Below are 13,643 nucleotides of genomic sequence, written 5' to 3'. Positions count from 1 at the left end.
TATTGGCAAAGAATTTCATCTAAATTAAAAGAATAGGGAAAAACCAAAATTTTGTTGCAAGCTTATGGAAATATGACTATGTAAATCGTTAGATTTGAACATTAAAAAAAGCTAATTACAGTTATGTTAGTATGAGCGTTAAAGCGCCAATCTAGTTGTAGATAAATTCTGGAAGGTAAGTTCATGGCAGTACTCACAGGATTGACATTTGGTGGTAAAACTTGGACACCAAAATTTGCACAATCAATTGATGAACACAAATGCATCGGCTGTGGCAGATGCTTTAAAATTTGCGGACATAATGTGTTGGTATTAAGACCAATGAATGAAGAGGGCGAATTTGTAGATGATGAAGATGATGATGAAATCGAAAAGAAAGTGATGACAGTTGCTCATCCAGAAAATTGTATTGGCTGTGGTGCTTGTTCTAGAATTTGCTCGAAAAACTGTTACACTCACGTTGAATTGAATAACTAAGTAGCCATCATGAACTTGTTTATTGTTACTTAGGAAATGAGATTTTGTTGTTTAAGGCGAGTTCTTTGTCAAGAAAAGAACTGTTTGTCAAGGAAATAAGTTCAGTAGAGAAAGGTTAGTAGAGGGGATTTCTCTATATTTATAGGGAATTTACAAGTAAATCGGTACAAATAAAGCTAACGATTTGAACTCGTCACTTGTCATTGATTATTAATCATTGGTAAGGGTTTCAGGTATGTTTACTTTTCAGATGAAGCTGTAATTGATATACATTCACAGTGCGAAAAAATAGTTATTAGTGAACAAATATATATAAGCAAAATGTGAATTATCAACTAATTGAATTCAGATATTTAGATAAAATGTTCAGGCAAAACTAAAAACTAATTGTATTGAGATACTTGTCAAAACAAATTTAATTACTTAAAATATTTCGGAAATCAAAAGAAGTTAAAACAAGTTTAAAATATTCCCATATATATAATTACAAGCCGACAATTAAGAAGTAACATAAATTGGGTTTTCTTGGTTTTATGCTCAATATAAAACCCATGTCACAACAAGTGAAAAGTCAAAAGTAAAAAGACAAAAAACAAATTATATTTAGTCATCAAGAGGCTGGAAGTTCACTATGAACCTTTGACCGATAATTCCTTGATGGTACAAGCCCCAAATTCCATAGGGAACCAATCCAAAATCTAAAATCTTCAAGAAAGCGGATTTATTGGTGGGGTCAATCCAAAATCTATAGACGCGATAGCGGCTTCTCGTAGAGTAATCTAAAATCTAAAATCTAATAATTGGATGACTCCACAAATCGGTTCAAATAATAGTGGCATAACCATTGCCTGCTTTTTACTTTTAACTTTTAGCTTTTAACTGGAAACTTAGCGACGGTTACACCTGGAACGACGTTATCCCGAAAAGTATGCAACAAATTCCTGTTTCACTGTTAACCTTAGTTGCTGGGGTATTAATCACACTCTTCAGCCTTTGGGTGGGTCAGCACCATAATCTACTACCAATCCAAGCATCGGAACAAGCGCCTTTGGTAGACGGTTTTTTCAATGTAATGCTGATTATTGCTACCGCTTTATTTGTGGTGGTCGAAGGAACGATTTTGATATTTTTGGTGATGTTTCGTCGCCGTAAAGGTGATGATACAGATGGATCGTTCATTGAGGGTAACTTACCCTTAGAAGTCTTTTGGACAGCAATCCCTACTGTCATCGTCCTTTGCTTAGGGATTTACAGTGTCGATGTTTATAGCAGAATGGGAGGATTAGAACCGGGTGGTCATAGCCACACTCCAGTTCATGTTACCCACCAGATGCCAGGAACTGCAATTGCTGCAACTCTTGGCGATGCTTCTGGAATGACACAAGAAACAGCCACCTCAGCAGACGATGCTAATATTGGGATTGGTGCGGGTGCTAACGAACAAGGTAAATCGCCTGACTTAGTTGTTGATGTTACGGGGATGCAGTTTGCTTGGATTTTCAACTATCCCAACAGTGGTGTCACTACTGGTGAGTTACACGTACCAGTGGGTACTGATGTACAACTCAACTTAGCCTCTACAGATGTAATCCACTCGTTTTGGGTACCACAATTCCGCCTCAAACAAGATGCAATTCCTGGTATTCCCACAAAACTACGATTTGTTGCCACTAAAGTTGGTACATATCCTGTAGTTTGTACAGAACTGTGTGGTGGTTATCACGGTTCGATGAGGTCACAGGTAGTAGTTCATACTCCCGAAGAATACGAAAGTTGGTTGACAGAAAATCGCATCGCCCAACAGCAACAAGGACTACAGCAAGCTGTGGCGATTAACCCGGCCGAATTATCTGTATCAGATTATCTTGCACCCTATGCACGAAATATGGGGATCGGGGATTAGTGATCAGGGATTAGTGATCGGGGATTGGGGATTGGGAAATAGTCTCTAATCTCTCTCCCAGTCAATGGTCAATAGACATCTGGTGAAAAAGAATATAAAACCCTTGTGCAGTCAGGGTCGATACCTCATTTCTGGAGATGTCTAATAGTTATTGGTTGGTAGTTGGTGGTTGATCGAAAAAACCAACAAATGACAAACAACAAACAACAAATGACAAATGACATAGACGCTTTAGCGGCTTCTCGTAGAGTAGGACTAACAACATGACTCTTGATATACCACCGAATCATCCACCTGGAAAGGAAGCCACAATTGTGGTTAGTGAAAGTACTCATGATCATCCGCAAGCGTGGAAATGGTATGACTATTTCACGTTTAATGTTGATCATAAGGTAATCGGAATTCAATATCTGGTGACGGCGTTTTTCTTCTATCTCATCGGTGGACTGATGGCGATCGCCATGCGTGCTGAGTTAGCAACACCAGATGCTGATTTAATCGACCCGAATCTGTATAACGCTTTCATGACCAATCACGGAACGATCATGATCTTCTTGTGGATCGTTCCCAGTGCGATTGGGGGATTTGGTAACTTCCTAGTACCGTTAATGGTGGGTGCTAGGGATATGGCTTTCCCGAAATTGAACGCGATCGCCTTTTGGTTGAACCCACCCGCAGGCTTATTGATTTTAGCTAGTTTCTTCTTTGGTGGTTCCCAATCTGGTTGGACAGCTTACCCGCCTTTAAGTTTGGTGACTGCGCCGATAGCTCAATCAATGTGGATACTTGCCATTGTTTTGGTAGGAACTTCCTCAATTTTGGGTTCGCTGAACTTTGTTGTCACCATGCTGTTTATGAAAGTTCCTAGCATGAAATGGGATCAACTTCCCCTGTTTTGCTGGGCAATTATGGCAACTTCAGTTTTAGCACTAGTATCTACACCAGTTTTAGCAGCAGGGTTAGTACTGCTGTTGTTTGACCTCAATTTTGGGACTTCGTTCTTTAAACCAGATGCAGGCGGTAACGTTGTTATTTACCAACACTTGTTCTGGTTTTACTCGCATCCGGCAGTTTATTTAATGATTTTGCCAATTTTCGGCATTATGTCCGAAGTGATTCCTGTACATGCGCGCAAACCGATATTTGGATATAAAGCGATCGCCTATTCGAGTTTGGCGATTTGTGTTGTCGGTTTGTTCGTTTGGGTACACCACATGTTTACCAGTGGTACACCCGGTTGGATGCGGATGTTCTTCACCATCTCCACCTTGATTGTTGCTGTTCCCACTGGTGTGAAGATTTTTGGTTGGGTTGCTACCCTTTGGGGCGGTAAAATTCGCTTTACCAGCGCCATGCTATTTGCAATCGGCTTATTAATGATGTTTGTCATGGGCGGTTTAAGTGGCGTGACGATGGGAACAGCGCCTTTTGACGTTCATGTCCACGACACATATTATGTAGTTGCCCACTTCCACTACGTCTTATTTGGTGGTTCCGTATTTGGTATCTACGCCGGGATTTATCACTGGTTTCCCAAAATCACTGGACGAATGGTGAATGAAACCTTGGGTCGAATTCATTTTATTTTGACCTTTATTGGTACGAACTTGACTTTTTTACCAATGCATGAATTGGGATTACAAGGAATGCCTCGGCGTGTGGCGATGTATGATCCACAATTTACCCACCTCAACGAGATTTGTACAATTGGTGCGTATGTTTTGGGTTTCTCAGTGGTTCCCTTTGCGATCAATATGATTTGGAGTTGGATCGCTGGGAAGCAAGCAGGTGATAATCCTTGGAATGCTTTGAGTTTGGAATGGACTACTAGTTCACCACCTGCAATTGAGAATTGGGAAGTGTTACCTGTGGTAACTCATGGCCCTTATGACTATGGCATGAATGGTCATGGTACAACTTCGCAAACAGGTGAAACTGCTGTTGCAGCAAATGGTTAATGGCTAATGGTTAGTAGTTAGTGGCTAAAAATTAACTACTATCTACTAACCACTATCTACTAATAATCAATAAATAAAAGATATGGCGATCGCAACAACGACTAGTCCAAGTCATCATGAAGAACATCAGGATTTACGAGTTTGGGGATTGTTGACGTTCCTCATCTCTGAATCTTTAATGTTTGGTGGGTTTTTTGCTACTTATTTGTTTTTTCGCGGTAGCACAGAAGTATGGCCGCCGGAAGGAACAGAAGTTGAGTTATTAGTACCGACAATTAACACGATTATTCTGGTTTCGAGTAGTTTCGTCATTCACTTTGGTGATACGGCGATTAAAAAGAATAATGTCAAAGGGATGCGATTTTGGTATACCATCACCGCAATTATGGGAGCAATTTTCCTCGGTGGTCAGGTTTATGAATACATGACCTTGGGATATGGTTTGACTACTAATGTCTTTGCCAATTGTTTCTATCTCATGACCGGGTTCCACGGTTTGCACGTGTTTATCGGACTGCTTTTGATATTGGGTGTATTGTGGCGATCGCGTCGTCCTGGTCACTATGGTGCTACTAAACATACTGGCATTGAGATGGCAGAAATTTACTGGCACTTTGTAGACATTATTTGGATTATTCTCTTCACACTATTGTACATTTTGACTTTGTTTTAGGAAATAGTTAGTAGGAGCGTACGCTCCTACTAAATAGAAAGGAGATGTTTATGCAAATTGATGCAGAAAGATTTTCCTGGTTTCAAGTACCAGAGGAAATCAAAGAATTATTAATTTTGGCTGCTGAACATTGGGAAAATACGTCAGAGTCGGAAAAGTATATGCATCAAGCTTTAGCCAAAACAGGCGATGATTTAGAAGTTTTGGTAGCAGCTTATAGATATTTTTATTACAAATATAATTACAAAATGGCACTGCAAACAGCAGTAAAAGTTCTAGATAAGATTAGACAATCTGAGAAAATGCCTGATGATTGGCAACAACTAAAATTAATATTAATTAGTAGAAAAGAAGATTATCAAATCCGTTTGTATTTAAATGCTTATGCAGCTTCAGGATTAGTATTAGCTAAACTCGGAGAAATAGAAAAAGCTAAAGAAATTAGCACTAAAGTTAAATCCATTGATGATAAAAATGACTTTGGTGCAGGAATCTTACTTGATATTTTGACTCGACCCGCAGAAGAAGAAGAATGAAAAATAGAGATTGGCATATCAATGGAGATGGAGAGTATCAAGCTTGTGATTCAGCCAGAGCATGGGACTTACTCAAAGATAATTATCGCCTTTATCGGTTCTTAACTGAACTCGAAGATATTCTGAATAATGTTGAAGATGAAACAAGTCAGCTACCAGAAATTCAAATGTTAGTTAGACGCTTGCTTGTAAACTCTTATTGGGTGCAAACTCAATACCTAGAACCTAGTCCAAAAACAGGAGAATCAGTTTTAATTCTCTACGATGAATTAGGCTTTCCGCTAACAGTACAAACAGTAACATTTGCACCAGGTACAAAATCTAATATTCATAATCATGGCACGTGGGGAGTAGTAGCATTATTAAAAGGTAAAGAAAAAAATACATTTTGGCGGCGTTATCCTAACCAAGAATTTCCAGATAAAATAGAACAAACAGGAGAGTTAAGTTTATTACCTGGTGATATTATCAGTTTTACACCCGATGCAATTCATTGCGTAGAATCAGTGGGTGATGAACCAACAGTTACTTTTAATATTTATGGCGAAACTGATCCAAAACAAAGATTAGAATATAATGTACTTTCTCATACAGCAAATAATTTTTGACGAATACACAGATACCCAACTTCTTAGAGAAGTTGGGTATCTTGATTTTCATAATTTTTAATATCAAATAACTTGTATTTATTATTAAAATTTAATTAGGATGTAAATTTGTAGTCCGTGCTAAAGCACTGATTACAAACTTTTTATCTTTTGCAGTAGAGGGGAAATATTTTTATGCGTATAAAACTACGTTAAATCAGTGAACAGTGAACAGTGAAGATAAAAAACTACTGATAACTGATCACTGTTAAATAAATAGGAGATACTGCAATGGCAAGAGTGATTTTTTATGAAAAACCTGGCTGTAAAAATAATACCAAACAAAAAACTTTACTGACAGCCGCAGGTCATGAAGTGATATCGTATAACCTACTCACAGAATCTTGGACTGCTGAACGTCTACACTCATTTTTTGGCGATCGCCCTGTAATCGAATGGTTTAACCGCGCTGCTCCTCGTGTACAATCAGGTGAGATTATTCCCGAAAAAGTAGATCCACAAACAGCCTTAATGATGATGCTTAAAGATCCATTATTGATTCGCCGTCCATTGATGGAAGTAGGCGATCGCCGTGAAGTGGGTTTTGATACAGAAAAAATAGACACTTGGATCGGCTTAAAATCTAAGGATGAAACTCTTCAAGAAATCACCGACAAGCTGAAAACTCAGGATTTGCAAACCTGTTCTCACAAGCACGGACATGGCCAAGGCCATAAACAAGGTAAACAAGGTTCCTGTCAGCATTAATTAAAGAGGGATTGCTGATTTCATGTATGAAAATGATTTTGCGTAATACCAAAATCTTTGTAGAGACACGATATATCGTGTCTCTACATTCGGATTCATATCGCATTCAGCAACGCCATTAAAGGACTTTTGACCTCTCTTCTTGTAGAAGAGAGGTTTTTCAGATCTAGTGAAAAGTCAGTGAGGTTCGCCAATTTGTTGATACTCCGCATTCCCAAAAATCGCTTCATAATCACGATAATATTTAAATTCCATCAAGTTATAAAATGGGTCTTCTAAAAAGAAAGTGGAATGTTCTAGGGGAGTACCAACAAAACGATGCTTGGGTTCTTCTCTAAACATTAGCTGACACTGTTGCGCTCTCAACAGTAAAGATTTCCAGTCAGCTTCTGAAGTAAAAACTAATCCAAAATGTCTGGGATAAATCCCACGTTGTGGTGTCAACAGTTCTTTGGTAACATGAGCCACCAATTGATGACCATAAAGATTGAGAATGAGAGCATGGCGATTTTCCCGACCAGAAATACAGCCTAAACCATTAACATAATATGCTTTTGCTTCGGCAATGTCGGTGACAGGAAAAGCAAGATGAAATATAGTTTGATTCATATTAAGCTAATAACAACCTTTCAAGGTGTAAATCTAGAAATGTTAAACTTTCAACTTCTCACCCCGAATCGAATAATCCAATAACTCCATCGGATGCATAATCGCAACATCCTTTCCTTGCAACTCCAGATGCTTCTGAATCTGCAAACTACAACCCGGATTTGGTGAAGCAATCAAATCAGCACCAGTATCTAACAAATTCCGCACCTTTTGCTTACCCAACTCCTCAGCAATATCCGGTTGCAGCATATTGTAAACTCCCGCACTACCGCAACATATCGCCGCATCTAAAGGTTCCTTCAACTTCACCCCTGGAATTTGCTGTAACAACTGACGTGGTTGCACACTAATCTTTTGTCCGTGTAACAAATGACAAGCATCTTGATAAACCAAACTCACTGGTTTACTAGCCAAGGTTGACAACTTCGTTGTTAACCCAACCGTTGCTAAAAACTCTTGTGCATCCTTTACCTTCGCCGCAAATTCTTGTGCTTTCTCCCGATACTCTGGATCATCCTCCAAAATATGCCCGTATTCTTTCAAAGTATGACCACAGCCAGCAGCATTGATAATCACGTAATCTACACCAGTATTAGCAAAACTATCAATCATCTGCCTAGCCAAAGCCTTAGCTTGTTCAGTTTGTCCTTGGTGTTCCGGAAGCGCCGCACAACAACCTTGAGACTTAGGAATCACCACCTCACAACCATTCGCCGTCAAGACCCGCACCGTCGCTTCATTCACAGGCGAGAAAAACAACCGTTGTACACAACCCAAAATCATCCCAACTCGATAGCGCTTCTCACCTCGCGCCAGAATCACATCTGGTAAATTATCCTGAAAAGACTCCAGCGTAATCTCCGGTAAAATCGACTCCATAGCCGCCAACCGAGGCGAGATATTCTTTAATACCCCAGTCGCCCGAAAAAACTTAGAAAAACCCAACCTCTGATAAACCAACAAAGGTACTAACAAAATCCGTAAAGCATCAGGATTAGGAAACAAAGAAAATATTAACTGCCTAACCAACCGATCCCACAAACCACGCGAATAATTTCTCTCAACCTGATGACGAGTCGCCGAAATCAACTTGTCATACTGCACCCCCGAAGGACAAGTCGTCACACACGCCAAACAACCCAAACAAGAATCAAAATGCTCAACACTCGCTGTATTCAAAGCAATTTCACCCTCATTAATCGCATCCATTAAATAGATACGTCCCCTCGGAGAATCCATCTCCTTACCAGTTACCCGATAACTCGGACAAGTCGCAAGACAAAACCCACAATGCACACAACTATCAATCAACTTCGGATCAGGCGGATGACTTGCATCAAACCCTTTCAAATTCTTCAAACTCGCCGTCTTCCCAACAGAACCTTCCGAAACTTGCATATTCCTCTCCCCTCTGTGTTCCCTGTTTTGTTTACCCCACCCTAACCCTAAGCGTAAACGGGGAGGGAACTAAATCTTCCCCTCGTTTACGGGGGATTGAGGGGGGTTTTTAGAATTCATGTAAGAGGTTTATTCCCCATTAAGCGTTAAGAGTTCCCTCACTCTACAAGTGATTCACCGAATCAAATCGGATTACTCTAACTGATAACTGTTAAATTCCACCCACAAAACAACCAGGACTTAAAATACCCTTGTGATCAAACTGCAACTTAATCCGTCGCATCATTTTCCCCGCATTGCCAGTGTAACCCCAGACATCCAACCTTTGCTTCACCTCTACTGGCGCAGTCAAAATCGTCAAAAAACCTTTATGATTTTCACAGAGCGATCGCATCTCCACTAATCCTTTCTCACTCTCAAACCGCAACACTCCCAAACCGCTAGCAATGTGAATCAAACCCTTTTGCGCCTGCTTTAAAACCTCAACCCCCGCAGTCGGTAACACTCCTATTTTGCAAGTAATTGCCGATTCACCGCCACCAAAATAGATAGATTCTCGCAATCTTTCCCATAAATCAACTTCATCAGCTCCCTCATACATCGCTTCTTGCAAACCCAAATTTTGCCCAACTTCCACCAACCGATGAGACTGCTCTTTCACACTTTCAGCAATACTTTGGAACCTTGCAATTAATCCCATTCCTGTACCCAAACCCAACTCAGATACCAATTGAGTTGAAAGTAAATCAGCCTGAGTAGGTGTTAACGCCGAACCACGCAAAATCGCCGCAGCTTGTGATACATTCTCTGGCGTACCCGTCAGTACAACCGTTGCAGAAATTTCCGGGATTGGATATACACGAAACGTCACTTGACTAATCACGCCCAATGTGCCGTAGGAACCTGTAAACAACTTCATCAAGTCGTATCCAGCAACATTTTTCACCACTCGTCCCCCAGCTTTGGCGATTTGTCCATCAGCACGGACAAAAGTAATTCCTAGTAATTGATCACGCACACTTCCGTAACGCTGTCTCAAGGAACCCGTATCAGCAGTTGCAACAATTCCACCCAAAGTTGCTGATGGTGTAACTGGATCAAGGGCGAGAAATTGGTTAGCTTTGGCTAAAATTGCTTGGAGATCAGAGAATTTCATCCCCGCTTCTGCTGTCACCGTCAAATCACCAACAGCATGATCAATCAATTTATTCAGATGTTCTGTGCTAACTACAACATCAATCCCCTTAACTAAGCCACCCCAACTGAGTTTACTACCGCTACCACAAGGAAGGACACGCCATTTATTGTGGTTAGCTTCCCTGATTACCTGTGCTAGTTGTTCGGTAGTCTCAGGATAGACGATACAACTAGGAGGAGTTGGAGAAAATATCTGCTGAGGTGGTGCTAAATTTTCCCAAGGATAGAAACCATTTTCACCAACGATAGATGCAAGACTAGAAGTAGGGATACGCAAGGGGACTTGTTCGCTAGGCATTAGCTTTGATCAATGTTTGTCTCCATGAAATACTGTACATCAGACTCTTATGCACCGCTACTTGGCATTTGCACATTTTGCCTTCTTGTAATAATTATATTTGTGGTGCTAATGGATGCAGGGTCAAAGTCATGAGAAGAATGAATGTTGAACAATTGCTGAGAAGATATGCTACCGGGGAGAGAGATTTTACCGGAGTTGAAATTGTTGAATTTAGACTGAGACATTTGACTGAAATCAACTTGAGTGGATCTGATTTTAGATATGCCAACTTGCAAAAATTAGTTCGCCATACCGAAGGTATAAAATTGGATTTGAGTGGTGCAAATTTACGCGGGTTGAATTTAGAATATGCTCATTTTGAACATGCTAATTTCCAAAAAGCTGACTTGAGTTACACAGATATGTGGTGTGCGGCGCTTCATGCTGCTGATTTAAGTGACGCTGATTTGAGTGGCGCAAAATTATATGAAGCTATTTTTTATAAGGTGAATTTGAGTAGAGCAAATTTTAGTGGCGCTCATTTACTTGATACTCATTTTGATTATGCTGATTTGACTGAAGCTAATTTTAGTTATGCCCGCAAAGTTAATTTTGGCAATGCTTATTTACAAGATACAATTATGCCTGATGGCAGTATTGGCAATGTTTCCAGGCAAGTTTGAGTAATTAAATTTGATGATTTTGAGTTGTGAATATTGAAAAAGCCAGATCCCCGACTTCTTCAATAAGTCGGGGATATTATTATTCACTGCGTCTGTGCAATTATACGTTCATGATTTCTCTTGTTTTTTCCGTTGTGAAATTGCTTGTTTGTTCTTTTCCTGTAATTAATCTAGCACCACGATGACGAGTGAAGTAATTCCAACCCCACTGAATCATGACTATTAGTTTGTTGTCAAATTCAATTAAGAAGTAAATATGAACTAATAACCAAAATAGCCAAGCGACAAAACCTGTGAATTTGATAAAACCTAAATCTACAACAGCTGAGTTTTGCCCAATTACTGCTAAACTACCTTTGTCAATATAATAAAATCTTGGTAATAATATTTGACCCTGAAGTTTTTGTTTAATTAGTGAAGCAACGTACTCTCCTTCTTGCATCGCTACGGGTGCGACACCAGGTAAGGGTTTACCGTTTTGATGAGCAAAATGAGCTAAGTCACCAATTACAAAAATATTCGGGTAGTTGTTAAGACTCAAATCTGGTTCAACTATAACTCGTCCGGCGCGATCGCATTCTACACTTGTTCTTTGCGCTAATACTTTCCCCAGTGGTGAAGCTTTGACACCTGCTGCCCATAATACCGTTTTGGCATGAATCTGTGATAGTTCTTCACCTTGTTTGATCGTGACGAGATCATTGTCGATATTTGTCACTAAAGTTTTTGTCTGTACCGTCACACCCAAGCGCTGAAGAGATGTTGCTGCTTGTGCTGACAATTCTGGAGCAAATGGTGGCAAAATCCGATCTAGACCTTCAAGTAAAATAACTTGGGCTTCGGTGGTATCGATGTTGCGGAAGTCTTCTTTCATTGTGTGATACGCTAATTCTGCGATCGCACCAGCTAATTCCACACCTGTAGGACCACCACCAACAATTACAAATGTTAACCAAGCACGACGCAGTTGCGGATCGGTTTCTTTTTCCGCAGCTTCAAACGCCATAAAAATACGGTGACGCATTTCTATTGCATCTTCCACTGTTTTTAAACCAGGAGCAAAAGATTCCCATTCATCTTTCCCAAAATACGAATGTTTCGCACCTGTAGCCACAATTAACGTATCGTAGGGTATGATTTCATCACCGATTACAACTTTTTGCGCTTCGGGATCGATATCATTCACTTCTCCCAATAGCACTTTTGTATTCTTACTTTTGCTGAGAACTGAACGCAGTGGCGAGGAAATATCAGCAGGCGATATTGCACCTGTTGCAACTTGATACAAAAGCGGTTGAAAAAGGTGAAAATTGCGTCTGTCTATAAGAGTAACATCTACATTTGCATTATTCAGTGATTTTGCGGCATAAAGTCCGCCAAAACCACCACCAATAATCACTACCTGATGGGGTGGTTTAGTCTCTGTCGTGTTTGTCATAAGTTTTACTTCCTTTTGTTGATATTCCTGCCACTATTCTTAACAAATTTTTACAAATTTGTTTAGATGATTCTGTTTATTTTTTACATTTTAATTTTTGTAAATGTAATCAATAATACAAACAAAAGGTAATGCAAACTACATTTTAATTTAGTTTTGTGGTTGGAATAAGTGCAAAATTAATCAAAAAAAAGGCTTTATTAATTACTAAAGTTTATTTGTCAAGTTGTTTCATAAAGTTATGAAGCTTACGTAAAAACTCAGTCAGTAAGTGATTTTTTGACCAATTTTTCTAATTTACATTTTCGTCAAAAGTGCATAACTTAGTTTTGTCCAACCTAAATAAACAAATAGAAGAGAAGCTAAGTTTTAAGAACTAAGCTTTTATTTCGTTCATGAAATAGGATTTTACGCACTTGAGTCAATGCGTAATTCCTAAATCATAGAAAGATAACATTTACCATGAGTTTTTTTATGCAGATTCATCGTGATACATTTCAAGGCTTTACTCAAAGTCCAGATTGTCAACTTTATGGAAAAAAACTTCATACAAGCAATGGGAAACAAGAATATTTTTTGATTGCTCCTCTTGATCTTGTGAAGGTACAACATACATTTATGATGGATTTTCAAATTCCTAACAACAAAGTCCCTGTTCTAACTACTGGTGGTGGGAATGTCGGTGTTATTCGTGAATTCGACTGGTCATTGATTAATTCTAATGGCAAACCAGTTGTATTTATTCAACCTCATCAAAATTTTCCTCTTAACAAAATATCTGATATTACTCGAGATAAAGATTCTCAACCAAATGTTAGTGTAGGCGAATCTATCATATTAGAATTTGATGATTCACGGATTGAAGGAACTATTAAAACAGCCCACCTAGTACAAAAAGCTTTGGGTGATTTCAATGCTAGTGTCCAAGTTTTTCAAGTCAAATTTGACCAACATTTACATTCTTCGCATCATGGTTCACGAGTAATTGTTAGTAGTAGTAATAAATTACTTGGGATGCTGATTGCTACTCAAAATGAAGGTGATGGAACATCCCTTGCTAATGTGTTCCCTGCTCATCTAATTTAAACCCACATTCCGCACTTCAAAATGTAGCGCAAGAGATTACATGGTGATTC

13 protein-coding genes are annotated in these 13,643 nt (G+C 39.3%); 9 read left to right on the top strand and 4 right to left on the bottom strand.

Translation table 11 applies throughout. The features are described 5' to 3' along the window. The first annotated feature begins 183 nt into the window (after positions 1–183). From fdxB to AC5JMK_RS26885, 7 genes are all read left to right on the top strand, one after another. A complete protein-coding gene (gene fdxB, locus AC5JMK_RS26915; RefSeq protein ID WP_096677666.1) occupies positions 184–477 on the top strand; it encodes a ferredoxin III, nif-specific in 294 nt (97 codons plus the stop codon). A 928-nt stretch (positions 478–1,405) separates the two neighbouring features. Beyond that, positions 1,406–2,380, top strand: coding sequence for a cytochrome c oxidase subunit II (locus tag AC5JMK_RS26910; protein ID WP_495911383.1), 975 nt, complete (start codon positions 1,406–1,408; stop codon positions 2,378–2,380). Between the two features lie 263 nt (positions 2,381–2,643). Further along, complete coding sequence (ctaD, locus tag AC5JMK_RS26905; RefSeq protein WP_495911382.1) at positions 2,644–4,338, top strand: cytochrome c oxidase subunit I; 1,695 nt, start codon at positions 2,644–2,646, stop codon at positions 4,336–4,338. Positions 4,339–4,420: 82 nt separating this feature from the next. Further along, complete coding sequence (locus AC5JMK_RS26900) at positions 4,421–5,011, top strand: cytochrome c oxidase subunit 3 (protein ID WP_495911381.1); 591 nt, start codon at positions 4,421–4,423, stop codon at positions 5,009–5,011. A 50-nt stretch (positions 5,012–5,061) separates the two neighbouring features. Further along, positions 5,062–5,547: a hypothetical protein gene (locus AC5JMK_RS26895; protein WP_495911380.1), complete on the top strand. Its 486-nt coding sequence runs from the start codon at positions 5,062–5,064 to the stop codon at positions 5,545–5,547. Beyond that, positions 5,544–6,155 carry a cysteine dioxygenase family protein gene (locus AC5JMK_RS26890; protein WP_495911379.1) on the top strand — a complete coding sequence of 204 codons (612 nt, stop codon included), beginning with the start codon at positions 5,544–5,546 and terminating at the stop codon, positions 6,153–6,155. The genes AC5JMK_RS26895 and AC5JMK_RS26890 overlap by 4 nt, the downstream gene beginning before the upstream one ends. Before the next feature lie 270 nt (positions 6,156–6,425). After that, entirely contained in the window at positions 6,426–6,902 is a 477-nt protein-coding gene (locus AC5JMK_RS26885) for an ArsC/Spx/MgsR family protein (RefSeq protein ID WP_096677660.1), read from the top strand. 177 nt (positions 6,903–7,079) lie between these two features. Here AC5JMK_RS26885 and AC5JMK_RS26880 read toward each other — a convergent pair whose 3' ends face one another. From AC5JMK_RS26880 to AC5JMK_RS26870, 3 genes are all read right to left on the bottom strand, one after another. Then, on the bottom strand, positions 7,080–7,511 hold the full coding sequence (locus tag AC5JMK_RS26880; RefSeq protein WP_096677659.1) for a VOC family protein: 432 nt from the start codon (positions 7,509–7,511) through the stop codon (positions 7,080–7,082). A 42-nt stretch (positions 7,512–7,553) separates the two neighbouring features. Next, entirely contained in the window at positions 7,554–8,909 is a 1,356-nt protein-coding gene (locus AC5JMK_RS26875; protein WP_495911378.1) for a (Fe-S)-binding protein, read from the bottom strand. A 211-nt stretch (positions 8,910–9,120) separates the two neighbouring features. Then, a complete protein-coding gene (locus tag AC5JMK_RS26870) occupies positions 9,121–10,404 on the bottom strand; it encodes an FAD-binding oxidoreductase (RefSeq protein WP_096677657.1) in 1,284 nt (427 codons plus the stop codon). Positions 10,405–10,544: 140 nt separating this feature from the next. Between AC5JMK_RS26870 and AC5JMK_RS26865 the strand changes: the two genes are divergently transcribed. Continuing rightward, positions 10,545–11,069 (top strand): pentapeptide repeat-containing protein, encoded by a 525-nt coding sequence (locus AC5JMK_RS26865; RefSeq protein ID WP_495911377.1) that lies wholly within the window; start codon positions 10,545–10,547, stop codon positions 11,067–11,069. 100 nt (positions 11,070–11,169) lie between these two features. Here AC5JMK_RS26865 and AC5JMK_RS26860 read toward each other — a convergent pair whose 3' ends face one another. Then, the gene (locus tag AC5JMK_RS26860) at positions 11,170–12,507 is read right to left on the bottom strand and encodes an NAD(P)/FAD-dependent oxidoreductase (protein ID WP_495911376.1); all 1,338 of its coding nucleotides are present in this window, start codon (positions 12,505–12,507) and stop codon (positions 11,170–11,172) included. A 474-nt stretch (positions 12,508–12,981) separates the two neighbouring features. On the opposite strand from AC5JMK_RS26860, the gene AC5JMK_RS26855 reads away from it, so the two are divergent. After that, on the top strand, positions 12,982–13,593 hold the full coding sequence (locus AC5JMK_RS26855; protein WP_495911375.1) for a hypothetical protein: 612 nt from the start codon (positions 12,982–12,984) through the stop codon (positions 13,591–13,593). Positions 13,594–13,643 lie beyond the last annotated feature (50 nt).

This window comes from Pelatocladus sp. (assembly GCF_059505505.1).
The sequence above is the reverse complement of the archived record's forward strand: the minus strand, read 5'-3'. Positions and strand labels throughout refer to the sequence as shown.

Excerpts from the sequence above, each read along its gene's own strand:
- fdxB (WP_096677666.1), top strand. The coding sequence starts at position 184 with ATGGCAGTACTCACAGGATTGACATTTGGTGGTAAAACTTGGACACCA.
- AC5JMK_RS26865 (WP_495911377.1), top strand. The coding sequence starts at position 10,545 with ATGAATGTTGAACAATTGCTGAGAAGATATGCTACCGGGGAGAGAGAT.
- ctaD (WP_495911382.1), top strand. The coding sequence starts at position 2,644 with ATGACTCTTGATATACCACCGAATCATCCACCTGGAAAGGAAGCCACA.
- AC5JMK_RS26870 (WP_096677657.1), bottom strand. The coding sequence starts at position 10,404 with ATGCCTAGCGAACAAGTCCCCTTGCGTATCCCTACTTCTAGTCTTGCA.
- AC5JMK_RS26855 (WP_495911375.1), top strand. The coding sequence starts at position 12,982 with ATGCAGATTCATCGTGATACATTTCAAGGCTTTACTCAAAGTCCAGAT.
- AC5JMK_RS26910 (WP_495911383.1), top strand. The coding sequence starts at position 1,406 with ATGCAACAAATTCCTGTTTCACTGTTAACCTTAGTTGCTGGGGTATTA.
- AC5JMK_RS26875 (WP_495911378.1), bottom strand. The coding sequence starts at position 8,909 with ATGCAAGTTTCGGAAGGTTCTGTTGGGAAGACGGCGAGTTTGAAGAAT.
- AC5JMK_RS26860 (WP_495911376.1), bottom strand. The coding sequence starts at position 12,507 with ATGACAAACACGACAGAGACTAAACCACCCCATCAGGTAGTGATTATT.
- AC5JMK_RS26895 (WP_495911380.1), top strand. The coding sequence starts at position 5,062 with ATGCAAATTGATGCAGAAAGATTTTCCTGGTTTCAAGTACCAGAGGAA.
- AC5JMK_RS26880 (WP_096677659.1), bottom strand. The coding sequence starts at position 7,511 with ATGAATCAAACTATATTTCATCTTGCTTTTCCTGTCACCGACATTGCC.
- AC5JMK_RS26900 (WP_495911381.1), top strand. The coding sequence starts at position 4,421 with ATGGCGATCGCAACAACGACTAGTCCAAGTCATCATGAAGAACATCAG.
- AC5JMK_RS26890 (WP_495911379.1), top strand. The coding sequence starts at position 5,544 with ATGAAAAATAGAGATTGGCATATCAATGGAGATGGAGAGTATCAAGCT.
- AC5JMK_RS26885 (WP_096677660.1), top strand. The coding sequence starts at position 6,426 with ATGGCAAGAGTGATTTTTTATGAAAAACCTGGCTGTAAAAATAATACC.